This is a genomic window from Leptospiraceae bacterium, from assembly GCA_016708435.1.
In the GTDB taxonomy this organism is placed as follows: domain Bacteria; phylum Spirochaetota; class Leptospiria; order Leptospirales; family Leptospiraceae; genus UBA2033.
In genome coordinates, this window is sequence record JADJFV010000009.1 from 24,994 (window position 1) to 50,278 (window position 25,285).

Annotated in this window: 24 protein-coding genes and 1 pseudogene; 22 read left to right on the forward strand and 3 right to left on the reverse strand. The window is 35.5% G+C overall.

Translation table 11 applies throughout. The features are described 5' to 3' along the window. Nucleotide 1: 1 nt before the first annotated feature. The 8 genes from IPH52_14470 (at nt 2) to IPH52_14505 (ending at nt 8,297) form a co-directional block, all read left to right on the forward strand. On the forward strand, nt 2–1,834 hold the full coding sequence (locus IPH52_14470; GenBank protein ID MBK7056222.1) for a DUF1998 domain-containing protein: 1,833 nt from the start codon (nt 2–4) through the stop codon (nt 1,832–1,834). Nucleotides 1,835–1,837: 3 nt separating this feature from the next. Then, nucleotides 1,838–3,472, forward strand: coding sequence for an NERD domain-containing protein (locus IPH52_14475; GenBank protein MBK7056223.1), 1,635 nt, complete (start codon nt 1,838–1,840; stop codon nt 3,470–3,472). A gap of 36 nt (nt 3,473–3,508) precedes the next feature. Then, the gene (locus IPH52_14480) at nt 3,509–3,667 is read left to right on the forward strand and encodes a DUF45 domain-containing protein (protein MBK7056224.1); all 159 of its coding nucleotides are present in this window, start codon (nt 3,509–3,511) and stop codon (nt 3,665–3,667) included. 64 nt (nt 3,668–3,731) lie between these two features. Continuing rightward, nucleotides 3,732–6,014, forward strand: coding sequence for a hypothetical protein (locus tag IPH52_14485; GenBank protein ID MBK7056225.1), 2,283 nt, complete (start codon nt 3,732–3,734; stop codon nt 6,012–6,014). 646 nt (nt 6,015–6,660) lie between these two features. Further along, complete coding sequence (locus IPH52_14490) at nt 6,661–6,798, forward strand: hypothetical protein (protein ID MBK7056226.1); 138 nt, start codon at nt 6,661–6,663, stop codon at nt 6,796–6,798. Nucleotides 6,799–7,035: 237 nt separating this feature from the next. Then, entirely contained in the window at nt 7,036–7,482 is a 447-nt protein-coding gene (fliS, locus tag IPH52_14495) for a flagellar export chaperone FliS (protein MBK7056227.1), read from the forward strand. Further along, complete coding sequence (locus IPH52_14500; GenBank protein ID MBK7056228.1) at nt 7,482–7,793, forward strand: hypothetical protein; 312 nt, start codon at nt 7,482–7,484, stop codon at nt 7,791–7,793. Before fliS ends, IPH52_14500 begins: the two co-directional genes overlap by 1 nt. 33 nt (nt 7,794–7,826) lie before the next feature. Beyond that, a complete protein-coding gene (locus tag IPH52_14505) occupies nt 7,827–8,297 on the forward strand; it encodes a hypothetical protein (GenBank protein ID MBK7056229.1) in 471 nt (156 codons plus the stop codon). On the opposite strand, the gene IPH52_14510 is transcribed toward IPH52_14505, so the two are convergent. The 3 genes from IPH52_14510 to IPH52_14520 all read right to left on the reverse strand — a co-directional run bounded on the left by IPH52_14510 (nt 8,298) and on the right by IPH52_14520 (nt 10,016). Further along, the gene (locus IPH52_14510) at nt 8,298–8,777 is read right to left on the reverse strand and encodes a hypothetical protein (GenBank protein MBK7056230.1); all 480 of its coding nucleotides are present in this window, start codon (nt 8,775–8,777) and stop codon (nt 8,298–8,300) included. Nucleotides 8,778–8,852: 75 nt separating this feature from the next. Then, complete coding sequence (locus tag IPH52_14515; protein MBK7056231.1) at nt 8,853–9,410, reverse strand: HNH endonuclease; 558 nt, start codon at nt 9,408–9,410, stop codon at nt 8,853–8,855. Continuing rightward, complete coding sequence (locus IPH52_14520; protein MBK7056232.1) at nt 9,411–10,016, reverse strand: DedA family protein; 606 nt, start codon at nt 10,014–10,016, stop codon at nt 9,411–9,413. Nucleotides 10,017–10,069: 53 nt separating this feature from the next. Between IPH52_14520 and IPH52_14525 the strand changes: the two genes are divergently transcribed. The 14 genes and pseudogenes from IPH52_14525 (at nt 10,070) to IPH52_14590 (ending at nt 25,274) form a co-directional block, all read left to right on the forward strand. After that, nucleotides 10,070–11,215 (forward strand): deoxyguanosinetriphosphate triphosphohydrolase, encoded by a 1,146-nt coding sequence (locus IPH52_14525; protein MBK7056233.1) that lies wholly within the window; start codon nt 10,070–10,072, stop codon nt 11,213–11,215. Then, nucleotides 11,212–13,086: a type I DNA topoisomerase gene (gene topA / locus IPH52_14530; GenBank protein ID MBK7056234.1), complete on the forward strand. Its 1,875-nt coding sequence runs from the start codon at nt 11,212–11,214 to the stop codon at nt 13,084–13,086. Before IPH52_14525 ends, topA begins: the two co-directional genes overlap by 4 nt. 96 nt (nt 13,087–13,182) lie before the next feature. Continuing rightward, a complete protein-coding gene (locus tag IPH52_14535; GenBank protein ID MBK7056235.1) occupies nt 13,183–14,130 on the forward strand; it encodes a hypothetical protein in 948 nt (315 codons plus the stop codon). A 90-nt stretch (nt 14,131–14,220) separates the two neighbouring features. Beyond that, the gene (locus IPH52_14540; GenBank protein MBK7056236.1) at nt 14,221–14,595 is read left to right on the forward strand and encodes a hypothetical protein; all 375 of its coding nucleotides are present in this window, start codon (nt 14,221–14,223) and stop codon (nt 14,593–14,595) included. A 154-nt stretch (nt 14,596–14,749) separates the two neighbouring features. Beyond that, a complete protein-coding gene (locus IPH52_14545) occupies nt 14,750–15,751 on the forward strand; it encodes a PQQ-binding-like beta-propeller repeat protein (protein ID MBK7056237.1) in 1,002 nt (333 codons plus the stop codon). Between the two features lie 89 nt (nt 15,752–15,840). Continuing rightward, a complete protein-coding gene (locus IPH52_14550) occupies nt 15,841–16,071 on the forward strand; it encodes a hypothetical protein (protein MBK7056238.1) in 231 nt (76 codons plus the stop codon). Nucleotides 16,072–16,073: 2 nt separating this feature from the next. Next, entirely contained in the window at nt 16,074–16,958 is an 885-nt protein-coding gene (gene rpsB / locus IPH52_14555; protein MBK7056239.1) for a 30S ribosomal protein S2, read from the forward strand. Nucleotides 16,959–16,962: 4 nt separating this feature from the next. Then, nucleotides 16,963–17,862 (forward strand): translation elongation factor Ts, encoded by a 900-nt coding sequence (tsf, locus tag IPH52_14560; GenBank protein MBK7056240.1) that lies wholly within the window; start codon nt 16,963–16,965, stop codon nt 17,860–17,862. Then, entirely contained in the window at nt 17,863–18,624 is a 762-nt protein-coding gene (locus tag IPH52_14565; GenBank protein ID MBK7056241.1) for a UMP kinase, read from the forward strand. Then, nucleotides 18,617–19,165, forward strand: coding sequence for a ribosome recycling factor (gene frr / locus IPH52_14570; GenBank protein ID MBK7056242.1), 549 nt, complete (start codon nt 18,617–18,619; stop codon nt 19,163–19,165). The genes IPH52_14565 and frr overlap by 8 nt, the downstream gene beginning before the upstream one ends. A gap of 47 nt (nt 19,166–19,212) precedes the next feature. Next, on the forward strand, nt 19,213–19,890 hold the full coding sequence (gene uppS, locus IPH52_14575; protein ID MBK7056243.1) for a di-trans,poly-cis-decaprenylcistransferase: 678 nt from the start codon (nt 19,213–19,215) through the stop codon (nt 19,888–19,890). Beyond that, nucleotides 19,887–20,804: a phosphatidate cytidylyltransferase gene (locus IPH52_14580; GenBank protein MBK7056244.1), complete on the forward strand. Its 918-nt coding sequence runs from the start codon at nt 19,887–19,889 to the stop codon at nt 20,802–20,804. Before uppS ends, IPH52_14580 begins: the two co-directional genes overlap by 4 nt. A gap of 9 nt (nt 20,805–20,813) precedes the next feature. Further along, nucleotides 20,814–21,957 (forward strand): annotated as a pseudogene (locus tag IPH52_14585) (1-deoxy-D-xylulose-5-phosphate reductoisomerase). A gap of 8 nt (nt 21,958–21,965) precedes the next feature. Continuing rightward, entirely contained in the window at nt 21,966–25,274 is a 3,309-nt protein-coding gene (locus tag IPH52_14590) for a proline--tRNA ligase (GenBank protein ID MBK7056245.1), read from the forward strand. The last annotated feature ends 11 nt before the right edge of the window (nt 25,275–25,285 follow it).

Genomic DNA, 25,285 nt, shown 5'->3' on the forward strand with positions numbered 1-25,285 from the left:
GATGAACCAAGACAATACAAATCCGTTTCTCGGAGAATTAAAACCAAGCCAGATTATTTATAATTTTGGTGTTGGTTCCATAATAGATTTCCCAAATATATCAGCAATGGTGAAAGGCTTAAATTTTTGGGATGTCAAAAGTCAATATACAAAATATTTTAATGAACCAAGGTTAAAATTTGCGATAGAAAGATTCTTAGGAAAAAAAATTTCATTCTTAAGCGCTCCTCCTTCAGATGCGGCTAAAGGAATACCAGTTTTAACATTTCCTAAATGGATGCGATGTCCGTTATGTGGAAGAATGACTACAGTAGATAATAAAGAAATTTTTCAATTGAAAGTAGATAATTATAGATCAGATCGAAATCAATACGTTCATGCAAATTGTTCTAAGTCTAATGGAAAGGTTTTACCAACTGTGTTTCCTGTTCGAAGACTTATGGCTTGTTCTAAGGGGCATATAGATGATTTCCCGTGGATGTATTTTGTGCATAGGGGTAATACGGAATGTCAAGGTCCATTGTATTGGAAAGAAAAAAATGCTACTGGTGAACCAGAAGATATTTCGATAGAATGCAAAGGCTGTGATACAACTAGATCATTGGTAGAAGCGTTAGGAGATGCGGGTAAGAAAAATTTGCCTCCTAAATGTTCAGGCTATCATCCTCATTTGGATACTTCTGAGGATTGTGATGAGGAACCAAGGGTAATTGTATTAGGTGCAAGTAATATTTGGTTTCCTATGGCTTTATCAATTATTTCTTTGCCTCGATTGGATGATAGTCTGTCAAAGGTAGATGAAGCCATATTAAAAGAAATTCAATTAATTGGTGGTATTACTACGAAAGAAGTAATACCAAGTTTTAGAAGTGCAGGAGTATTACGATCTCTACATAGCTTTTCCGACGAGGAGATATGGAGCGCAATTAATCGATATAAGAATAAGAATCAAGACAGTGCTAGTAGCGAGACTCAGAAAACAGATTTAAAGGCACCGGAATGGACTTTATTTACGATGCAAGAAGAAATATTTAAACCAGAATTTGTCATGAAAAACACGGAATTAAGTGTAGAGTTTCAAGCCAAGTTTACTGCAATAAAAAAAATTGAACGGCTTAAAGAAGTTGTTTCGCTTGTTGGATTTTCGAGGCTAATTTCCCCTGGCGAATTTGGAGATCAAGAAGATACACCACAAGAATTGAGAGCACCCTTATTTACTGACTCAACTGTTGATTGGGTTCCTACCATTGAAGTAAAAGGGGAAGGAATTTTTATTCAATTCAATGAAACAGTGATTCAAGAATGGCTACGCAGAAACAGCGTGAAGGAATTAGAGAGCAAATTTTTGGAAAGTTATAAACGAAGCAGAAGAAACTTTGGCTTGGATGAAAATATCGGATTTCCTGGGATGCGTTATATTCTAATTCATTCTTTTTCACATGCATTTATGAGACAGTTATCTTTAGAATGTGGTTACTCGTTAGCATCCTTAAAAGAAAGGATCTATTGTAAAGAGGCTCCAGAGCCAAGAGCGGGAGTATTGATTTATACTGCCGCAGCAGATAGCGAGGGAACACTTGGTGGTCTCGTAAATCTTGCCTCCAAAGAGTATATACAAAAATTGTTGCTGGATTTACAATCTGACATGAAGCTTTGCTCGTCCGATCCGCATTGTGCAGAACATGAACCAGATTTAAGTGGGACTAGGTTGCATGGAGCTTCCTGTCATTCCTGTCTTTTTATTCCAGAAACTTCCTGTGAAAAAGGAAACAAATTTCTAGATAGAAAGATACTCGTTGAAACAGTAAGTAAATTTTCGGAGTATTTCTTTTAATCTATGGCTAATCTATACCCACAAAAATTTCCAATGGATTTAAATATAAATCCATTCTTAAAAGCAGAAGAATCTGCATTTGAATATCTGTCAAAACTTAGCGATAAATTTCATATTTTCTATGATATAAAATTTCAACTTCCCGAAGGTAGAAATATTAGAGACTATCAAATAGATTTCCTAATTGCTCATCCTGATCTAGGAATTCTAGTCATTGAAGTAAAAGGGGGTAAAGTAGAATATTCCGCTGACACTGGGAAGTGGGTAACAATCGATAGAAATAAAGATTCACATGATATCGATCCATATGAGCAAGCAAAGAAAAATAAATATGGATTAATTGAATATTTGAAAAAGAAATCAACCAATGAAGCAAAACAGCCTATAGGATTTGCGATTTTTTTTCCAAGTTTAAAAAAAATAGAACTTCCCTTTGAAGATATTTTTTTGTTCTACGATGACGTGGATAAATTAGAAAAAAGACTTGTTACAATGTTTCAGTATTATAACCCGCAAGGAATTCGACTTGGTGAGACTGGCATTCAAGCGTTAAAGAAATTATTTGCCTTTAGCTTTAAATTAGAAATACCTCTCGCTGTAAAAATAAATGAGATCGCAACTAAGCTGTTAGAACTTACTAACAGTCAAAGAATGCTCTTACAATTTATTGCTAATAAAAAGAAAGCAATTATACAAGGTGCGGCTGGTAGTGGAAAAACAATATTAGCCCTAGAAAAAGCCAAACAAATGGCAGAGCTAGGAATTCAAACTTTGTTCTTGTGTTACAATCGTCCTCTTTGTGAATACGTAAGGAAGGCATACGGAAAAATTCCAAATTTAGAAGTATATACTTTCCATGAACTTTGTGATAAATATGGTAGAGAAGCTGGACTGATTAAAGGCCAAGTAGATACAAATAGTAAAGAATATTTTGATCTAGTTCTTCCAAATATTTTAGAGACTTCACTCGATAAAATTAAGCATCGCTATCATGCGATTATCGTAGACGAAGGACAAGACTTTCATTCTAAATGGTGGACCACAATTGCATTCCTATTGGATGATTATGATAGCAATCTAATGTATATTTTTTGTGACAATTTTCAGAAGGTTAACAATAGCGAGAAAATCGAATATCCATTCCAAGAGCCTTCCTTTCCTTTACCAAAGAATATGCGCAATACAAATCAAATTTTTGATTTAGCTAAGAAGTTTTACCATGGAGATTTATCAATTAATTCTTCCGAGATAAGTGGAGTCCCTATAAAGAAAGCGAGTTGTAAGGATTTAGATTTAATACCTAAGTTAAGCGAAATACTGTCTGATCTAATCACAAAAGAATTAATCACATTGGAAGATATTGCAATTCTCTATGGAAACGATTTAAACATTTCTATAGACTTACTAAAATCAAAAAATAAAAATTTAAACTTTACTAAATCGGATTCTTTTAGTGCAAATTCAATTGTCTTTGATTCTATAAAACGCTTTAAAGGACTAGAGAAAAAAGTTATCATACTTTTTGGATTAAAACAACTATTGGATAATGAAGATTATTCGACAATCTATGTCGGTCTAACTCGGGCGACCTCGCATTTGATTCTTTTAGAAAAGAGTGAAGTATTGGATAGATTTTGATGAAAATTAATATAGGTTTGGGATTTTATTTTAGTAATGTCTCATCATTATCCATGTGCCTTAGTTCAAGTAGAAGAAGAACACAAATCCCATTGTCTGGATTACACAGTCCTTCATGAAATGGTTCATCTAATAGAAAAGAAACACAACGATAGATTTGTGGCTTATCTTGATAAGTCGCTTCCCAACCGGTGATTGATTAAGGAAGAGTTTAATCTCTTGCCATTGAAGCAGGAGATTGGAAGGAGTGAGGTATTGATTGGATAAGAAAAATGATATAAAAATAATATTAGAGATTTATTCTAAATTAAAAAAAAATAAAGATGATGCTGAATGGAGGGTTTTTTTTAATGATTTAATTTCTAAAGATGAAACTTTTATTTTAGAATTTACGATCCGATCTGAATGTTATAAAGGAAATAAAGGTTGTTTTTTTTGGATCACTGAAATTCCTCAAAAAATACTTTCTATTTTATTAAAATCACCTGAAGCAAAAATAATTTTAAAAAGATACTTTGAAAAAGAAGAAAATGTAAATTCTGAATTTATCAAAGAATTTAGTATAAAGCATCCAAAAGAATTTTATACAATATATAGAGAATCAAAAGTTTATTTAAAACCAATGCACTTTAAGTCTACGTCTTTTTTGAAATATACAAAAGAGCAAAAATTTTATGAGGTTAGATATGAAACGGAATATATCAAACAATACTTAGATTATATAGAGAAAAAGGAAGAATACTATTTTACATTATTGAAAAATTTCACAATGGAAGAAGTCTTAATCCATGTTATTTCCTATTTTACTTCCTATGAGTATGGGAGTGAACAATATAACAAAAATTCTAAACATATGGCTGATGTAATATATAATGTTATTTTAAATTTTCCAATTATCCTAAAAGAGAATATAAAAGCAGAAGGAATAATTTTAGCTAAAATGGGGAAAGACAATTTCATTGAAAGATTAATAGAGGAATTTCCTAAAGTGAAATCAAATGAATTTATAGAATTAAGAAAAAAGAACTTTTATTCAAAGCCACCAGAAAAAGAAAGCAACGAAAAAAAAATAATCAGAGAAGTTATTGATTTTTATATAGATAAAAGTTACATTTTAAATCTTTTTAATAATTATTCCATTGGATTATTTAATTTTACTGATATAAATAATTTGAATTCAGTGATGGAAGCGACTCCAGAATTAGGAAATTATAAAATGAATGATATGAAAATAGTATTTGAGGAAAATTATTTAGATAATTCTTTATACAATTCAAAAGATTCTGAAGCTAAAAATAATATTAATAGAAATCTTAGTATGGTTCGAGAGTTTTTAAATTTATATGAAATTCCTAAAGAATTTAGATTTAAAGAAAAAGATATCGAAATAGAAGATATATTTAAAGTATTATATAATTTCTCATTTAAACTAAAACCTCTGGGCAGAAATTATTATGGGTTATTTGACGAAAATGAGCAATTCGAGGAATTAAAATTTTTTGAAAAGAACCATGAAGATTCTGAATTTAAAAAGCAGTTTGATAATTATGAAATTTGTATTTTTAAAAAAGGAGAACTAATAAAAAAAATTCATAATTATTTTAAATGGAGTCTTAAGTATTCAGAAGAAATTGTAGAGTTTCTTACATTAAATATGGAAAAAGATTTTGATCCTGATGATTATCCGTCCAAACCATTCATTTATCATGGAGATTATTTTTATTGGACAAGTAAACTACTAAAAGATTTGAATTGGAGAAAAATATTATTTAAAAGAATTATTAGAGAAAGATTATATAATATTCAAGAACAGACTCAAAGATTAGAAAAAAAATTGGAAAATGAATTTAAAAAAAATAATTTTAGAGTAGTTTCAGGATATGAATATTTCGGAGAAAATAAAAAATCCGCTGGCGATCTAGACGTTTGTGCATATAAAGATGGGTATCTGTTTTTAATAGAATTAAAAATGACTTATTTTACTTCAGATACAGAAAGATTATATAATTACGAGGAAGAGCAAATCTATTCTTATAAAGCTTCAAAACAATTAGATAATGGAATCACTTTTATAAAAAAGAATGAAGAAATTAAAAAAACATTAGGGATAGAAAATATTGAAGAAATTCAAATAATCTCTTTGATAGTTTCTAATTCTTTCTTTTCAGACGATGAGACATTTCATGCAAAGCATTTAAAAATATCCTTTTTAGAGTTAATTATTATTTTAAATAATTCACTAGAAAGATTAATAAATTGGAATAGTATTGAATTTGGAGATGGTAAAATGAATTTTACTACAATAATGGGATTAATGAATTTAGACAGTCCAGAATTCCAAAGAAATAATGATGATGATAAGAAAGTAGATTATAATCTCTGGAAAGATCCAAAAGTATGTTCTGGGGAGGACTTATATAATGCTATAAAAGACGATAAAATTTGGTCAAATTATAAAAGTAAATTTAATCCATACCATCCTTATCAAATCTCTATTAAAACTTTTGAAGACAATTATAAATTACTACATATAGAAAGATAAAGGGCATTTCGGATCTTAGAAAAAATCGGAGAAATAGCGGATAATACAATGAAAGTTCTAGATAGGCTAATATCCTTTGGAGAAAAGTTCTTTACTTAACTGTGAATAAGCCTAATAACCCTTCTCCTCTCTCTTCAACTTCTTATATAACTCCCCGGACTCGATAGAGTCCGAAAATTCCTTAACACTCTTATCAATAAACTTTTGATCAACGATAAGAGATAACTCTTCTGATTCTTCAACCTTTAAAGGGAGATTATTAGTATACAAATAATAAGTCACATATGGAAAATATTTTTTAGAAATAAAACCAGAACCCCACCAGAGTCTTAAAGGAGCATTGGCGAAGTGTTAATGCGAAAATGCCTGAGCTGCGGGTTTTTTCTTTTTTTTGCTTACTTTTTTTCTTTTTTCCCATAAAAAAGAAAAAAAAGTAAGATTCAATCACCCACGCTGGGAAGCGGAATAAAAAAGAATCCCCCTGCTGGGAAAGCGGTATATAGAGAGAATCCCACTCTGGAAAGAGAAGAAAAGAGAATCTCAAAAGTGAAACTTTTGAAAGAAAGCAATTCCGGGTCTTAGGGAGAATCCCTGAAATAAAAAGTAGAGTCCACCAACGACGATGCGTTAGGGATCAACTGGATGAATGGTTCGACAAGCAAGTTTGGAAGCTGCTGCTCACCAACCGACTCCAGCAGGAATCCATTCAGGAAGGCGAGCCCGACGCTCTGTCGGACAAAGGAAAGCAAATCCTGCACAGGATAAAACAACGTGTAACGAGTAGCGGAACGCCCATTACCCAAAACCAAAGCCAGTCTAGGGAACGCAGCATTTAAACGAAAGTTAAGGTCTTAGGAAGCATTCCTAAGCAAGACACCTAAAACTCCCTTTAAATCCCCAAAAATTTCATTTTTACTTTTTTTATCCTTGAAATTTTATTAAAAAAGGAAAAATTTATGTCTAGGTAACCGTCAAGCAGTTCGGTGTTTTGGTCGAATGTTATTTTGAACAGGAGTAATGAATGTCTCTAGCAAGAAAGTCTACATATAATTCGGGATACGATCCATATAAATCAAATGAAATCTCTACAATGAGCCAAGGGAAGCTCGTGGTGATGTTGTATGAGGGGGCAATTCGTTTTGCCAATACTGCGATTGAAAACATGACACCGCGCAAATATGAAATCGTAAATCGAAACATCATTAAAGCACAAGACATTATCACCGAGCTTTTGACTTCTTTAAATATGGAAGAAGGTGGCAAAATTGCAGAAGACTTACTCAGTTTATATATTTATATGAAAAAAAGGCTTTTAGAAGCCAATGTGCAAAAAGATGCGAAGATACTAAAAGAAGTAGTTCGAATTCTTTCTGAGCTGAAAGGCTCATGGGAAGAAATTGCTAAAAAAGAAGGTGTGGTATCTTCTTCTCCAACCCCTCGCACGAGCGGGATTTCCATTCAGGGGTAATGAGCCGTAGCCTTAGTCTTCTTAGAATTTTAAAATCCAATCTACAGAAAATGCAAACTCTTCTCTCTTACGGAGATGGAGAGTCTGCTGTAAAAATCACTTTCCAAAACGAAAGAATCATTGCTTTATTAGATTCTTGTAAAAATGCGCAAGCAACGGATGAACTCAGAATACAAGAGCTAGTGGAAGATTGTTTACTTCTCCAAGAAGATTGTGACAGGAAGCTTGGATCCATTGCTCTCGAATACAAAAAAGAATTAAACATTCATCTAATCAAAAATCAATTACACCGGCACTTAAAAAATACTTGAGTCATATATCCAAAATGGTGTTATGTAAAAAGTATGAGTGCAATGGATGTAGACGACGCGTTTCAATTTTTCGGTCTTGAGATTACGACTACGGAAGAAATATTTAAGCATCGATTTCATGAATTAGCTCTTAAATATCATCCAGACAAAGGGGAATTTAACTCTGAGGTTGTTTTCTTAGAACTCATGAAGCATCGGCAAACGCTCGAAAAGTTTTTTGAAACTAGGCACGAGCACGAAGAAGCTTTCAGTAAGGCAACGAATGATTATGCGCTCTATAAAGAAGCAAAGAAAATTCAAAACGATTCCATTTTAAAATATTTTAAATCAAGAGAAAAGAACAACAATCAAACTTCCCCCAACGCAGATTTCGAAATTCAACTCAAAGAAGAATTGATCCGAGCCAAAGCAAAGTATATTAAGCTAATGCAAGAACACCCGACATCTCTTTGGATTCCTGATTCAAAAGACTCAATCCAAAGCATTGATGTTTGGTTGAAGTAGTTAGGGAACTATTAAAGTATTCGAAGGCAAGGAGGGGTTAATTTTATTTCCCCCTTGATTGGATGGCTGAATAGAAATAAGCAGGGTTCTAACAGAAATATATTGACCGGCTGTGAGACTGGTTTGGTAGGTGCAGAGTCGAAGGCTGTTTGCTGGCAGAGTTGTTACATCGGCTGCAACTTCTAGAACATATTCAATTGGTTGATTGGGAATAATCGAAGGACCGCTCTTGCAATCTAATCCGGAATTTAGATCCGCTGGATTTCGGGATGCATTTTCTGTAGCTCCGACATACACTTTATAACCTGCAAAGAACGGTTCTTGATTGGTTACACGCATTTTAATTGTATATCCGCCTGTTACACCTGAAATCGGGGCAATGGAAACAAGAATGGGAGGAACAGTCTTGGATTTACTTACGGAATAATTCGTGCAACCTAAAACTAAAATAAGATTAAGGAATAAAACTAAAAGCTTCATAAATATACTCACCATTACTAATAATTTCAGTTTGGTGTCAACTCCATGGTAACATAGAAAATCGAATCAGATTCATTATTTGAAGATTTGCAGATAATCATTCCAACCATATTTTTCAGCCGATGCATTGTTTATATGTGGAATGTGATTTAGCCTGTAATCCATTTTCTTAATCTCAGGAGCTTTCCAGCGAAGTTCAGATAAAAGTTTACTTCCCTTTTTTGTATTGCATTCTCTACAGGCTGTCACCACATTTTCCCAGGAATTAAATTCGGATGGCTTTCTATCTTTTGGAATACTTTCCCATCGACTTCTTGGCACAATATGGTCTAGAGTTAATTTACTTTGCACAGGTTTTTTTCCGCAGTATACGCAAGTATACTCATCTCGCTCTAAAATATTCGCTCTTGATACTTTTGTTCTTTTACGCGGAACGTGGTAGTAATTTGCTAAAAGGATTATATAGGGAACAGGGATTCTTAATTTCTCCGAGCGGATAAAGGAATCTTCTGCTGCTTTAATCACTTCCGCTTTTTCTAATAGCACCATACAAATTGCATCTCTTACACTCTTAACCGAGACAGGCATATAACTGGTGTTTAAAATTAATACAGGCTGTGAGAGTATATCCATTTAAGCATTTCTTCTTTTGAGATATTTTTTTACTACGAAACCAATGATAACGACTGCTAATAAAAGGAAAATTGTTATTTGCCCCTGTCTTACCCAAGTCATGAGTTGGTCAAAATTACTAGCCCCATAAAATCCCAGATAAACCCAAACAGGAACACTGATGATTGCTGCTAAAAAATCTGTAATAAAAAAACGAAGAAAGCTGACACGTTTGGAAACGCCTGCTGTTAGAAAAATAGGTGTCCTTAGTCCAGGCATAAACCTTGCCATAAAAACTACCCATTTTCCGTATTTCTCAAATTGTTTTTGCACTGTGTCATACCTATCGGGAGTGATAATTCTTGCTACAAACCTGTTTTGCAAAATTTTCTCTCCAAACGTTAGACCTGCAGTGAATACAACTGCGTCTCCAATTAAAACACCCGCCATACCGACGGCAAACATGATATGCTCGTTTGTATTTCCAAGGGCAGATATGACGCCACCCGCGACTAAGGAAATGTCTTCCGGCACGGGTAATCCGAATCCGCAAAGAATCAGAACACCGAATACCGCAAAGTATCCATAGTCGGAAAAAAAATTGACTAGCAAGTTTAAGAAATCCATGTTTTGTAAATACTAAGTTGCCAATTAAGGCAATTCTACAAGCATTAATTTTTATGATTAAAAACATCGAAGAATTGTATAAAGAAGAAGATGCAAAGATCCAACCCTATGGAGTAAAACATCTTGCATCCAGGGAACGCGTTTATGAAGAAAAAGAGCATGAGCTTCGGTTGCCTCTTCATAGAGATCGAGATAGGATTTATCATTCTCGTTTTTTTAAGAGATTACAGTATAAAACGCAAGTCTTCACAAACTCGGAGGGTGATAACTTTAGAACGCGTCTAACGCATACCTTAGAAGTGTCTGGAATTGCGCGCTCTGTTGCAACAAACCTTGGATTAAATTCTCATTTAGCGGAATGCATTGCACTTGCGCATGATTTGGGTCACGCTCCTTTTGGACATGCAGGTCAGGATATTCTATCCGAGCTTATGCAAGGCAATGGAGGATTCGAGCACAATAAACAATCGCTTCGAATTGTCCAAATATTGGAAAAACGTTATCCTGAATTTCCTGGAATTAACTTATGCAAGGTTACACTTTCAGGAATCATGAAGCATGGAGGCGATTACGCAAAATCAGAATTAAACGAACTAAGACTTACAGAAGGACCGAGCCTTGAATCACTACTTACTGATTTGTCTGATGAGATTGCTTACACCTGTCATGATATAGAAGATGGTTTGGAAATGGAATATATTTCTGTTGAGAGCTTAATGCAAGTTAGCCTCTGGAAAGAGATGTATACGATTATGAAAAATAAATACAAAGAAGCGAGTATGGATTTACTAACCCGTTCAACCATTCGAGGAATTTTAAATCTATTAGTGACTGATCTTACTACGACTATAGAAATGAATTTACAAAAAAATAAAATCCAAACATCGGCTGACTTGAAAAAAATCTGGTCAGAGGGAATACGAATTGTAGGTTACTCAGAAGAAGTATTTCATCAAGTAAGGGTTCTAAAAAAATATTTACTCGATGATCTCTATCATCATGAAAGAGTCGTGCAAATGTCTACGCGAGGACAAGATATAATCGAAAAACTATTTGCTTATTTCCTAAATCATTTAGAAGAAATTCCTGAAGCCTATCGAAAGCGAATGGAAGAAGATGGAAAATATCGAGCAGTGTGTGATTATATTTCTGGAATGACAGATCGCTACGCAGAGCTACAGGCAAATTCTATTTCATGAGTTTTACTTTACTCATTGTTGAATCTCCTTCGAAGGCAAGGACAATTCAAAAGTATTTAGAAAGCGGCTATAAGGTAGTAGCCTCCTTTGGTCATGTGATGGATTTGCCCGAAAAAGAATTTGGAGTAGATATCGAAAATGATTTTACTCCAGAATTAGTTATCACAAAAAGGGCAATGAAAACCGTTCGAGAAATTAAGCAAATCGCAAAGACCGCTGACAAAATAGTATTAGCCGCAGATCCCGACAGAGAAGGAGAGGCAATCTGCTATCATCTTTCTACGTTGCTTTCCAGGAATAAATCTCCCTTTTCGAGAATTGAGCTTCACGAAATCACAAAAGAAGCAGTAATTACCGCACTCAAATCACCTAAGAAAATTCAAATGGATTTAGTAGAGTCGCAAATAACCCGCAGAGTCCTCGATAGAATCGTTGGCTATCGCCTAAGTCCGGTTCTATGGAAACATTTGCACAATCCAACTCTTTCTGCTGGAAGAGTTCAGTCGGTAGTTCTTCGCTGGATTTGTGAAAGAGAAATGGAAATTCAAAACTTTAAAGCGGAAGAATACTGGCGATTATCCGTAAATGTAGAAAAAAAATCGGGAGAGAATTTCTTCATGCTATTACAGGACATGGACAAGGCGATTGTAAATCAGAAAAAGGCAGAAGAGATTTGGGAGAAAATACTAGGACAAAAAATCAATTTAGAAAAGGAAGTCTCGGAAGTAGATGTAAGAAATTTTAAAAAAGAATTAGAAATTTCAAAATCAATTACAGAGGCAAAAAAGAAATATCCACCACCGCCTTTTATTACAGCTAGTCTCCAAAAAGAAGCAGGCGGAAAATTAAAATTTTCAACCAAGAAGACCATGTCTGTTGCACAAAGGTTATATGAAGGTGTATTTGCTGGTAAAGAATATGGCACGACTGGACTCATCACGTATATGAGAACTGATTCGACTAGACTTAGTGAAGAATTTCAGAGAAAAGCGAAAACTTTTATTGAGAAGAATTTCGGAAAAGAATACATTGGTAGTTTTAAATCTAGAAACAATAAGCCAGAAGTGCAGGATGCTCATGAAGCTATTCGACCTGTGGATACTTCCATTTTGCCGGAAAAACTAAAAGGTATTTTACCGCCGGATGAATGGAATCTATATAATTTGATTTGGACTAGAACGATTGCGTCCCAGATGAGTCCCGAAGAAGGAATCAATCAAAGTGTGGAAGGAAATATCGCAGGCTTTACATTTATTGCCAATGGTAGACGGGTTAGCTTCGCGGGGTTTACAAGTATTTACCCCGACTGGAAAAAGGATAAATCGCTTCCAGATTTAAAAGTAGGGGATCGAGTTAAAATTTTAGAAGCTAGGTCCGAAAAAAAACATACTGAGCCTCCATCTCGTTTTACAGAAGCAAGTATTGTTGAGAAAATGGAGAAGGAAGGAATTGGCAGACCTTCAACTTATTCCAATACAATTGAAGTATTGTATAAAAGAAAATATGCATTTCAAAAGTTGAAGTCTATTTTTCCGACCGATCTTGGTCTTGATGTGAATTCCTTTTTAACGGCAAATACTGCTTATCTCTTCGAGAATCATTTCACTCGTGATGTAGAAGAGGATTTGGATAAAATTGCAACCGGATCTTTACAACGTGTGGCTTTCCTTAAAAAATTCTATGAAAAGTTTCAAGCAGTGATAAAGCAAATTGAATTTCAAAAGCCAATTTCAAAAAAGAAGAAGTCAGAAACAGATGAAATTTGCCCTACCTGTCAGAGTAAAATTTTAAAACGAAAAAATGCAAAGGGAAAGGAATATTATATATGTTCTCGTTTCCCCGATTGCGAGTATATGAGCTATTTAAGCTGATTTCAGTATAAATTGCATTTAATTGAAAAAGAGGGAAGGAGGAATCTTTTCATTTCTCTCGTTAAGAAAAATTGGCGTTTTACCGAAATACTAAGCATGAGATATACATGCATCCTAATTATACTATTAACCACAAGCGCATTTCTTCCTTTATTGTCTGACGCAAAGCAAGAAGACAAAGTTGAGTTGATTATTTCTGATCCCAAAAAGGCGGAAGGCTCCTGGGGAAAGGAAGCTGATGAAGTCGAAGCATTTCAAGATGTGAAAATCTTTGATGATTTAAGTGAAGAAAATACAAAAGTGCGCCTAGAAGAAGCGAGAGATTTTTTTAACTCCTCTTTGGCAATTTATAAAGCAACAGAGAAGACCATCAAAGAAAAAAAAGAAATAAACACAAAAGAGAAAGAAACAAATACCCAAGATAAGTTTGAGTGGCAAAAAAAAGCGAGAGAGAATACACTTGATAAGGATTACAAGCGTATGTCGCTAGAAGGACGAAAGAAGTCAGTTATAGAACTAGTAAAAGCAATGAATGCTCTAGATAAAATTGAAAATCCAGATGCAATCACATCTCCCGTTTTTATTGATTTAAAAGCAAGTATCTATAGAGAATACATCAAACACCAATTTCGCTTAAAAAACTACAATCAATCTGGTGAAGTTTTGGAAATGTATATTGCACTAGGTGATCAGTATGAAAAAGAAGCAGAGCCTCACAAACTACTAGCTATGTGCTACGAATCACAAGAAAAGCAAACCAGTCGTTATAAAAAAGAAACAGTATCAAGCGAATACAAAATGTTAAAGAACTGTCATTTGCTTCGTTTCGCCGATCTTGCTTATGGAATTGAATCAAACCAATTCAAACGTATCGAAAAGAAAACAGTGAAGTATAATCCAATCGTTCCAAATGCGGTTACAGGCAAAGATTACGCAGCCGCTTGTGGCTTTGTGAAAAAGGAAAGCAAAGAACCAAAAGATAAAGAAGATAAAAAAGAAGTTTTGCTTAAAAAAGATGATTTGAAGGATACGAAGAAAAAGTAAAGATAGCCTTCCACGGATGAATGCAGATGGACACGCATAGAAATAGATGATGTCCAGCGATGTATCTTTCATCCAAGGCATTACAGTAAAATGAAACTATTTGATACCGGTCCAGAAAATAATATTGAATTTTTATTTTCGAAATTAGCAAGTTCATCTGAAGTAGAATGTCAGATACAGATTACCAAGGACGGGCAAATAACTATTACTCGCAGAGCGAATGTTCCTTTAGAAAAATTGCGAAATCTAGCCCAATGGCTAGATTCTCTTTGGAATGAATGTCCTCCAGCATTAATTGAAGAACTGGGTTTGAAACTCGAATTTTCCCATCGAGAGCATATTGGAGAAGGTTTCTTTTATGTTCTGGTGGATAACGTTAAGTATCTTCTTATCTATGAACAGTTAGGGCAAAGTAATGTCGCACATGCAAAAGAATTGCTTGAGTCGTTGAATATAGTTGAATAATATTTTTAATGAAATGAATTGTAACATATAGGTATTATCCCTAATACCTATTAAATTGCAGAATATACCTATTGCATCCATAATTGAAAACCAGTATTATAAAAATACGAAGCTAGTTTAATTGCTTACTTGAAATATAATACGAGGTTCTGCCGTGAAAGTCTTTCTCTATATAATTGCGCTTCTATTTACAATTTCTTGTTCGACGAATAAGGACGAAAATGATAAATCAGTTCAATACTTGACAGCGTTAGTGATAAGTAACCGAGAGAATAATGGGGCTTATTCTGTTTCAAAATCAACGGTCAATCAGAACACAAATAATTTGAATAGTGAAAGTAAAAATCCTCTACCAAAGGAACCGCAGGCGGATTTTTCTACTTGTTCGGTTGCTAAGTGCAAATTTCAATTTAGAGCGGACTATAAAGAGTTTCTTCAATTGAAATATTTTTTTAGAATAGAAATTGTATATTATTCTGATTTAAAGGGTTACTATTATTTTACCTACAATCCAAAGAGTCGAAAATTTGATCTGCAAGTAAGAGTAGGATTTAAAATCGTGAAATATGAAAATCAAATTTTTGAAACAAACATTGATATAGAAACGCAAACTGGAATTGTTTTTGCCAGAAGCGGGACAAATAGAATAAATTGGACTTATTTTTTACCGTTTTTACCAACGTTGCCAGTAACTAGGATTGGAAATCAAGTTTTAATTTGCGCACAGGATGGAACAGTAATTAGCCTGAATCTGATTACTGGAGCGAAAAATTGGATGTTTTTAAGTCCCGGCTCTATACTCATTGAGCCAATGTTATATAATGATCGTATAATCCTTTTTGATGACAGCGGAAATATGTTCTGGTTAGATCCTGATACAGGTTCCTTACGTCATAAATACTTATTAGAAGAAATGCCAGTGCCAAGTCCAATTCTAAGAGGTGATAATTTAATTGCAACGAATTCCCGTGGTTATCTTCATGCGATTAGGATGGCAGATGCTTCTGCAAGCTGGAGAGATCATTCCCTTATGGGAACCGTGGATCGTATGAATGATTCAGATAGTGGATTTATTGTTCATGGGGCTAACAGCGCATTATTTAGCTATCATAATGGTGCTAAACAAAAAATATTTAGTCGCTTGACCCCAGAGTAAATCTCTCAAGCCAACTCAACCAATACAAACTTGACCATAAACCTATGTCAATTTTACTGGTTAAAAGTCATTCGAATGCTTGAAATTCTTTGAAAGTATCTATCGGAAATTTTCTAATAGCGCTTATTCTCGGACTCTTCATAGGAGCCGTGGCTGGAGCATTAGTAGACAAGATTTTGAATCTGCATATGCTTTCTAAGTATTTGTTAAGAGAAGCGATTTCGTTTGAACTTTATATAATTAAGATCGAGATACAGTTAACCCCTGCCGCTCTTGTTGGAATGGTAGTAACAGGTTATCTCGTGATAAAAAAGGGGTAAATATGTCAGTAATTTCAATGAAAAATCTGCTTGAAGCAGGTGTTCACTTCGGTCACCAGACTCGCAAATGGAATCCAAAAATGGCTCCATACGTTTTCACAGCGAGAAATGGAATTCACATCATCGACTTACAAAAAACAGTCCAAAAAGCTAAAGAAGCTTATGATGCTCTCAAGCGTCTAACGTCTCAAAAGAAAACTGTTTTATTTGTGGGAACCAAAAAACAAGCTCGCGGTGCAATCGAAAGAGAAGCTAAACGCTGCAATATGTTTTACGTTTCCAATCGTTGGCTCGGTGGTTTATTAACCAACTGGAATACCGTTAAAAAAAGTATCGCTCGCTTGAAAAAGCTAGAGCAAATGTTAGACAACAATACATTCGAACAAGAAGCAAAAACAAAAAAAGAACATTTAGGACTTAAAAGAGAATTAGAGAAGTTGAAAAAAACTCTCGGTGGAATCAAAGATATGACAACGATTCCTGATATTTTATTTGTAATTGATCCTAAAAAAGAAGAAATCGCAGTAAAAGAAGCTAAAACACTCGGACTAACAGTGTTTGCCGTAATTGACACCAACTGTGATCCAGAATTAATCGACTATGCAATTCCAGGTAATGATGATGCGATACGCGCAATATCTCTTTTCCTTGAAACTATGTCCAATGCTGTTATCGAAGGAACCGGTGGAGAAATCCCTGAGTCTGCTAGATTTACAGATGATATGGAAGGTGACATGGGAATGGATTACCGTGGAGAATACGACGAGAAAGGTCGTTTCATCATGGACGATGATGCAACTTTTGAAAAAGAATTCAAAGAAGTAGTTGCAACTGCTGTGGTAACAGAAGAAGTCCACGCAATGAAAGAAGAAGATAAGGAAGGTTAAGAACTTGGCAGAAGTATCATCTGAATTAATTAAAGAACTAAGAGAATCAACCGGAGCCGGTCTCTTGGATTGTAAAAAAGCCCTGATTGAAAACGGGGCTGATATGCAAAAGGCTATTGATTATCTTCGCGAGAAAGGTATGGCGAAAGCTGCAAAGCGAGTAGACAAAGAAACGAAAGAGGGCAGGGTAATATCGTTTATCCACGAATCAGGCACTGTTGGTTCTTTACTTGAACTCAATTGTGAAACTGACTTTGTTGCTAAGAACGAAGACTTTGAAAAACTAGGAAAAGAGATCGCAGTTCAGATGGCTGCGGCTAACAGCTCTTATATCGAAGTTTCCGGTGAGTTAAACGCTGCTGGAAAAGAATTCAAGTCAAAGACTCCTGCAAAAGACAAGACAACTCATATCCAAGAATTCATTGCAAAATTTGGAGAAAATATTACGATAGGAAAATCTGCTCGTTTTCAAACCGCAGGTTCTGGTCGTGTAATTTCTTATATTCATAGCAATGGAAAGATTGGAGTTCTGTTAGAATTAAATTGTAAATCTGATTCTGTCGCTAAAAATGCAGAATTTGAAGAACTCGGAAAAGAAATCAGTCTTCAAATAGCAGCGGTTAATCCTCTTTATCTGAACATTTCTGATGTTCCGAAAGAAGTAATTGAAAAAGAAACTCAAATTTTGAAATCACAACTGCTAGAGCAAGGCAAAAAACCAGAACAAATTGATAAAATCATTCCTGGAAAGCTTATTAGTTTTTATTCTGAAGTCTGTTTGTTAGAGCAACAAAACATTAAAGACAATAAGAAAACTATGAAAGAAATCATTCAGGATTCGACTAAAAAATTTGGAGAAGAAATCTCTATCGGGAGATATATTCGTTACCAAATCGGAGGCTAATTGGACTCGAAAGAACCGAATCAGCAGAAACCCTATAAACGAATTTTAATTAAGTTATCGGGGGAAGCTCTCGCAGGCGAGGGTGAATACGGAATAGATGGAAATAAAACCAGTGCGCTGGCAAAGGAAATCTTTGATATTCACAAACAGAATATCGAAGTAGCAATTGTCGTTGGTGGTGGAAATATTTTTCGTGGAATTCGTGGAGTAGAAAAAGGAATCGAGCGATCAACCGCAGACTATATGGGTATGATGGCTACGATTATGAATGCTCTCGCTTTGCAGGATGCTTGTGAGAAGATAGGTTTATTTACAAGAGTTCTTTCAGCAATTGAAGTCAATTCAATTGCTGAGCCTTACATTAGAAGAAGAGCTGTTCGCCATCTTGAAAAAAAGCGTATAGTAATTTTTGCAGGCGGAACGGGTAATCCATATTTTACCACAGATACGACGGCAAGTCTAAGGGCTGTTGAAGTAGGCTGTGAAGTAATTTTAAAAGCGACCAAAGTGGACGGCGTTTACACCGCTGATCCAAAGATCGATAAGACAGCTAAGAGATATGCAAGTATCTCTTTTTCAGAATCAATTCGTAATCGACTTAAGGTGATGGATCAAACAGCCCTTAGCCTTTGCATGGAAAACAACATGCCGATTATCGTATTCGATATTTTTAAATCTGGCAATCTTGCGGATCTAATTTCCAGAAAGACTGTCGGCACATTAATCTCAAACTCAGAAGAGGTAAAATTCGCAAATGACTGACTATGTATCCCAGGCAAAAGTGAAGATGGATAAAACCATCGATGCATTAAAAAAAGATTTTTTACAAATTCGCACCGGACGCGCAAATCCAGCTATGGTCGAAGATATTAAAGTTGAGTATTACGGGGCATTAACCCCACTCAATCAAATGGGTTCAATTACTACTCCCGAGCCTAGGCTAATCATGATTACCCCTTATGACAAGACTGTAATCAAGAATATTGAAAAGGCAATCATGACATCAGGAATGGGATTTAGTCCAAACAATGATGGGGTAGTTGTTCGCATTCCGCTTCCAGAGCTAACGGGAGACCGAAGAAAAGAACTTGTAAAAGTATTAAAACAAAAAAGTGAAGAAAAGAAAGTAGCTATTCGTAATATTCGCCGCGATATCAACGATGATATCAAGAAGGATAACAGTGAAGCTTCTCAAGACCAAATCAAAGGTCTAACAGATCAAATTCAAAAGCTTACTGATTCCTACATCTCTAAAATTCAAGAGATGACCGATTTGAAAGAAAAAGAAGTTACGACAGTTTAATTCTTGTGAAGCAAAAATCAAAACTTCCCGAGCACATTGCTATCATTATGGATGGCAATGGAAGATGGGCAACTTCCAAAGGTCTTGCACGTAAAGAAGGACATAAGGAAGGCTCGCTTGCCATTGACAGACTCATGGATACAGCGATTGAAATTGGAATCAAAAATATTTCTCTCTATGCCTTCTCTACAGAAAATTGGAAGCGTCCAATTGCAGAAGTGAAGGCTATCTTTGGACTCTTAGAAAATTTTATAGACTCTAGACTTGATTCTATATTAAGTAAAAATATTAAAATTATGCACTCTGGATCTCGAAAGATGATTCCTCCAGGCTCACTAAAGAGAATTGATCGAGCAGTTGATGCTACAGCAGATAACACCGGAATCGTAATTAACTTTTGTCTGAACTATGGTTCGCAAGATGAAATCTTAAATGCATTTCATAAGATCATACAAAATCGAATCAAAAAAAAGAAGAACTTAGAAAAAGAGGTAAAACCCGAAGAATTGGAAGAAGCGCTTTACACTTATCCACTTCCGCCGGTTGATATGTTAATTCGTACCGCAGGAGAAAAAAGAGTTTCCAATTTTCTGCTATGGCAGATAGCATATGCAGAAATCTATTTTACCGATACGCTTTGGCCTGATTTTGATAAGAAATCGCTTCATGATGCGTTGGATTGGTATGCAAGTAGAACTAGAAAATTCGGGGGATTAGAAAAATGAAAGAAACTATTATGAGAATTTTGTCGGCGGCTATTTTGCTTCCTATATTCATATTCTCTTTTCAATACAGTGCATTTTTATATTACATTCCATTGTTCCTTTTGGGGCTAACAGTGATTTATCTTGGCTTAATCGAGTTCTATAAACTCTCGGATCGCGGAGATGAAGGTAGACCATTTCGCACAACGGGTTTTATTCTAGCTGTAATTATTTTTACAATCTATTATTTCAATCTCCTATTACGCCAAAATCAAATTGAAGTTCCATACTGGTTAGCAAATTCAGGAAGATTCTTAAAAGCTGATTATGAACTAGTTATGCTTGCAGTATTTCTAGTAACTTTCTTTTCTTTCGTATGGCAAATATTGCATAGACCCCTCGATGGAGCGATTTTCTCTGTAAGTACTACTGTGCTCGGTGTAATTTATCTTGCAATACCACTCGGACATTTTCTAAAGCTTCTTTCCCTTCCATTTGGAATTTATTATATTTACATAGTCTGCGGGCTAACAATGATTACAGACGCAGGAGCGTATTTCGGAGGCAGACTTTTCGGAAGACATCCAGCGGGTTTAAAAATCTCTCCGAAAAAGACTATCGAAGGTTATGTTACAGGTAGTGTCACTGCCATTATTTACTGTTTGATCATAAATGCCATATGGATTCACTTGCTTGGAAAAACGCCAGCCTTTGGAACGATTGAGACAATTCTATTCGGATTTGTTTTCTCTATTATCAGCGTTGCCGGTGACTTATCTGAATCTGCAATGAAGCGAGATGCACATACCAAAGACTCCGCTGGAACGATTCCAGGTCATGGCGGAGTATTAGACTTAGCCGATGCTCTCCTATTCACGATACCAACCGCATATGTGTATTTGGTATTCAAAGAAATGGCTGGCTTTAGTATTTAGGATTTAACTATGCAGAGAATTTGTCTTCTGGGTGCTTCTGGTTCCGTAGGCGAATCTACTTTAAAAGTTATACGCTTATTTCCAGAATCATTTCAGCTATATTCGTTTAGTGTAAATTCTAATCTTGATAAAGCAAAAGCTATCATTGAGGAGTTTAATCCTAGTTATGCGGTAATCACTTCCGAAGAAGCAGATAAATCCATACTAGGAAATCGCTTTAAAAACACACGAGTGCTCTATGGTGCTAGTGGAATGAGTGAAATTGTAAAAATGACTCCTGTGCATATTGTTGTCACAGCAGTCGTCGGCTCTCTCGGAGTCAATCCAACGATAGCCGCAATAGAAGCTAAGAAAAAAATTGCAATCGCGAATAAAGAAACGTTAGTCACCTTCGGGCCTTATATCAATACTTTATTAGAGAAATATAAAGTCACTTTGGTTCCGGTAGACTCGGAGCATAACGCATTATTTCAATTGGTTGAATCTCAAAAGCGTGAAAATATTGCATCTCTTACTCTAACTGCTTCCGGTGGGTCTTTTCGTGATTTGCCGCTAGAAAAACTAAAGCATGTCACTGTGGAAGAAGCACTCAATCATCCAACCTGGAAGATGGGACCCAAAATAACAATTGACTCTGCTGGATTAATTAACAAGGGACTCGAAGTAATTGAAGCACATTTTTTATTCGGGTTTCCTTACGAAAAAATTGAAGTTGTCATTCATCCGGAAAGCATTGTGCATGGAATGATTGAACTAATTGACGGGGCAACTCTTATGTATGCCTCTCATCCGGATATGATTTATCCAATAGCACATTCCCTTTTTTACCCGAAGCCTTACCCCTAAGGTGTTAATTGAAAGTAAACCGCCTAAATGGAAGAAATTAAATTTTTGGGAACCGAATGCGAAACGTTATCCGGCATTGGCTCTTGCCTTTGAAACCGGTAAGAAAGGTGGAACAGCACCGGCACTTTTTAACGCAGCAAATGAAGAAGCGGTTAATTTGTTTTTAACTCACAAGATACAATTTTCTGAAATCCCGGAGAAAATTGATTCTGTCTTACAATCTATAGTAATCGAATACCCTGATGAACTCGAACCTTTTTTAGAAGCAGATAGAAAGGCCAGAGAATTTGTCAGAGGTAATTCTTAGGAGGATCTTTGCTATTAGTTATATTTGGTGCTGTAATGATGCTTGGCATCTCGATTTTTATTCATGAGTTAGGTCATTTACTTTGCGGGATGTTAGTGGGAGTGAAAGCACGAATTTTCTCTCTTGGCTATGGTAGAGGTATTTGGAAAAAAAGAATTGGAGAGACTACCTATCAAATTACTGGAATTCCCATTGGCGGCTACGTCATGTTTAAGGGAGACCAATATGGAAAGAGATTAAAAGGAACTAGCGGCGAATTGCTATCAACCCCTCCACTCAAACGAATGATTCCTGTTCTTGGAGGACCACTCTTTAATCTATTTTTAGGATTCGGAATTTTCTTTATCATTGCTCTTCTAGGCGAAGACAATTCCTGGGGAAATAAGATATTCATTGATAAGGCTAATCGAGATTATTCGGCAGCGTATAAAGCAGGTCTACGAACAGGGGATCGAATTGTTTCTATTAATGGCAAATCCATTGATTCCTTTGAAGATATTTTTTCTCATGTAGGTCTTTCGGGCGGAGAAGAAATTGAAGTAGCGTATGAGCGAAAGAATGAGACTAAGTCTGTCAAAATAACTCCCGACGTTTTTTCTGCCGGCGGTAGACCTACACTCATGGTTGAACCGTTTGGAGAGAGGCATATAGTTGTTACCTTTAAATACACAGAGCAGATTGGTTACTGGTTTAAAAAAACATTTGATAGTGGTGGAAAAGCAGAAGAATATTACACAAAGAATTTCCCGAAAGAAGCTGTCATTGAATTAGAAAACAAAAAGTCCGAAAAAGATTTACATTCAAAGCTTGCCTCTCGAGCAATCGCTTATCTAAAAGATGGAGATATGATTTTAGATGTAGAAGGAAAGCCAGTTGCTACAATTGGAGAATTGCAAACTGTTCTTGGTAATTATCAAAATCAAACGGTAAATATCCATTTGCTTCGAAAAACAATTCCACTTATTTCTCCCTGGTCAACCGAAGACAAAACAGTTCAGGTTCCAGTTAGAGGCTCTGATATTTTGGAATTATTCTCTATTGCAGACTCTAGGAATCCTTCTTTTGCAATACCGAATTTGGCGATTGCAGCACATGATCCAAAGATTTCGCGCAAACTCCTAAATATCCGCATTAATGGAGAGAAGTTTAAAAACTTTGAAGAGATGAAAAAATATCTAGCGAGCCTTTCTTCGAATGAAATTCGTTTCGAAGCAGGCGAACTTGTCTATACTGCAAAATTTAAGTTAAAGCCAATTGGACTTTTAGGTTTTATGGCTGACATGAAATTTGAGCCGGAAAGAGTTAGTAAGAAAAATTCCGTTGTAGAAGCATTCATGATTTCTGCTGACAAAGTTTACCGTGCCGTAGCCACATCAGTAAAGGCAATCGGTATGCTATTTCGTGGATTAATTTCTGTAAAAGATAATCTTTCGGGACCTGTAGGAATAGTTCACTCAGCGGGAATGAGCCTTGAATTTGGATGGCTATTTTATTTGAACTTTGTTGCCAATATTTCTATCGCACTCATGTTCATGAATCTATTGCCAATTCCTGTAGCAGATGGAGGACATCTTGTTCTTTATCTTTATGAGGCTATTGCTGGTAAACCACTACCGCCAAGAGCCATTGAAATGATTTTTAAAGTCGGATTTATATTTTTATTAATACTGGGAGTTTATGTAACGTTCAATTATCATTTTCTGCCAATGGGTCTAAGAGTTTTAAAGAAGATAGAAGCAATCGTGCGTGACGAAATGGATAAATCAGGAGCACTTGAATTCGAATTACCAATCTTAACTCCTGCTGATATTTGGGAACAAAGTGGAAGATGGGAAAAAATGGGAAAGGAAATGTTTCGAATAAACGACCGTCATGATGTTCCGCATTGTCTCGGTCCTACTCATGAAGAATCGTTTACTTCTTTGTTAAAGCCAATTCTTAAGTCATACAAGGATTTGCCGAAGAACGTGTATCAAATTCATACAAAATTTAGAGATGAAATTCGTCCGCGATTTGGCGTTATCCGCTCGCGCGAATTCATTATGAAAGATGCCTATTCTTTCCATGTAGATGACAGTTCTCTTGATGAAACCTATCAGCTCATGCGTAAAACTTATCGTCAAATATTTAACCGCTGTGGTCTAAGCACAATCCCTGTGCAAGCCGATTCTGGTGCAATGGGTGGAAGTGGATCCGAAGAGTTCATGGTGATTTCTCCAATCGGAGAGGACACACTTGCAATTAATCTGGAAAGCGGATACGCGGGTAACGTAGAGAAGACTCCCGTGCAATGGAATCATTCAACGGATAAGAAAGATTATCCAACGATGGAAAAAGTTCCAACTCCCAACACAAAAGCAATTGAAGATGTAGCAAAACTTCTAAATATAGAAGCAAAGAATACAATCAAAGCAGTGCTTTTAAAAGCGGATGAGAAATTTGATGTTCTTGTTTTTATTCGCGGGGATAGAGAAGTGAATCCTGTTAAGGTTAATAACCAGTTTGCGTCGTCTGAGGTTCGTCCTCTTTCCAATCCTGAATGCGAGAAATTGGGAATTGTAGTTGGATTTACAGGACCTGTTTTGGAAGAAGCAGTAGCCTCCAAATTAAAAATCCTATATGATAAAAGCATTGATCCAAACGAAGCCTATGTTGTAGGGGCAAATGAGCTAGATGTGCATACTCGTAATTTTGTGCTTTCTCGTGATTTAAAAAAAGAAGTAAATCAGAAAGATTTTTGCATGGTGGAAGCAGGGGATCCCTGTCCTGTTTCTGGCAAGCCTTTAGCTCTCGAAAAGGGAATTGAAGTGGGTCATATTTTTAAATTAGGAACAAAGTATACGAAAGCGTTTGATATAAAAGTTTCTGATAAGTCCGGCAAAATGGTATTACTCGCAATGGGTTGTTATGGAATTGGACTCAATCGAACGATGGCTACAATTATCGAGCAAGCAAATGATGAAAAAGGAATTATCTGGCCAATATCAGTTGCTCCGTTTGAAGTTTCTATGGTTAGTATTTCAAAAACAGAAGAAGAAATGAAAAAGGTTGAAGAAATTTACAATCATTTGAAAGCAAATGGAATTGAAGTATTCTGGGATGATAGAGATTTAGGTCCTGGTTTTAAATTCAAAGATTCGGAGATTGTAGGTTTTCCAATTCGCCTAACGCTTGGAAAAAACTATTTCGAAAAAAATGAATTTTCTCTACTCAATCGTAAAACAGGGGTAGAACAAAATATATCGTTCGAATCGAAAGAGAAATTACTTGGCGAAGTAGAAAAGTTGAGACAGGAATTGTATAACGCATTAGTGTGAGGAAGATTTGC

Excerpts from the sequence above, each read along its gene's own strand:
- frr (MBK7056242.1), top strand. The coding sequence starts at position 18,617 with ATGACTGACTATGTATCCCAGGCAAAAGTGAAGATGGATAAAACCATC.
- IPH52_14475 (MBK7056223.1), top strand. The coding sequence starts at position 1,838 with ATGGCTAATCTATACCCACAAAAATTTCCAATGGATTTAAATATAAAT.
- IPH52_14580 (MBK7056244.1), top strand. The coding sequence starts at position 19,887 with ATGAAAGAAACTATTATGAGAATTTTGTCGGCGGCTATTTTGCTTCCT.
- IPH52_14515 (MBK7056231.1), bottom strand. The coding sequence starts at position 9,410 with ATGGATATACTCTCACAGCCTGTATTAATTTTAAACACCAGTTATATG.
- IPH52_14535 (MBK7056235.1), top strand. The coding sequence starts at position 13,183 with ATGAGATATACATGCATCCTAATTATACTATTAACCACAAGCGCATTT.
- rpsB (MBK7056239.1), top strand. The coding sequence starts at position 16,074 with ATGTCAGTAATTTCAATGAAAAATCTGCTTGAAGCAGGTGTTCACTTC.
- IPH52_14510 (MBK7056230.1), bottom strand. The coding sequence starts at position 8,777 with ATGAAGCTTTTAGTTTTATTCCTTAATCTTATTTTAGTTTTAGGTTGC.
- IPH52_14480 (MBK7056224.1), top strand. The coding sequence starts at position 3,509 with ATGTCTCATCATTATCCATGTGCCTTAGTTCAAGTAGAAGAAGAACAC.
- fliS (MBK7056227.1), top strand. The coding sequence starts at position 7,036 with ATGTCTCTAGCAAGAAAGTCTACATATAATTCGGGATACGATCCATAT.
- IPH52_14470 (MBK7056222.1), top strand. The coding sequence starts at position 2 with ATGAACCAAGACAATACAAATCCGTTTCTCGGAGAATTAAAACCAAGC.
- IPH52_14525 (MBK7056233.1), top strand. The coding sequence starts at position 10,070 with ATGATTAAAAACATCGAAGAATTGTATAAAGAAGAAGATGCAAAGATC.
- IPH52_14500 (MBK7056228.1), top strand. The coding sequence starts at position 7,482 with ATGAGCCGTAGCCTTAGTCTTCTTAGAATTTTAAAATCCAATCTACAG.
- IPH52_14490 (MBK7056226.1), top strand. The coding sequence starts at position 6,661 with ATGGTTCGACAAGCAAGTTTGGAAGCTGCTGCTCACCAACCGACTCCA.
- IPH52_14520 (MBK7056232.1), bottom strand. The coding sequence starts at position 10,016 with ATGGATTTCTTAAACTTGCTAGTCAATTTTTTTTCCGACTATGGATAC.
- topA (MBK7056234.1), top strand. The coding sequence starts at position 11,212 with ATGAGTTTTACTTTACTCATTGTTGAATCTCCTTCGAAGGCAAGGACA.
- uppS (MBK7056243.1), top strand. The coding sequence starts at position 19,213 with ATGGATGGCAATGGAAGATGGGCAACTTCCAAAGGTCTTGCACGTAAA.
- IPH52_14540 (MBK7056236.1), top strand. The coding sequence starts at position 14,221 with ATGAAACTATTTGATACCGGTCCAGAAAATAATATTGAATTTTTATTT.
- IPH52_14505 (MBK7056229.1), top strand. The coding sequence starts at position 7,827 with ATGAGTGCAATGGATGTAGACGACGCGTTTCAATTTTTCGGTCTTGAG.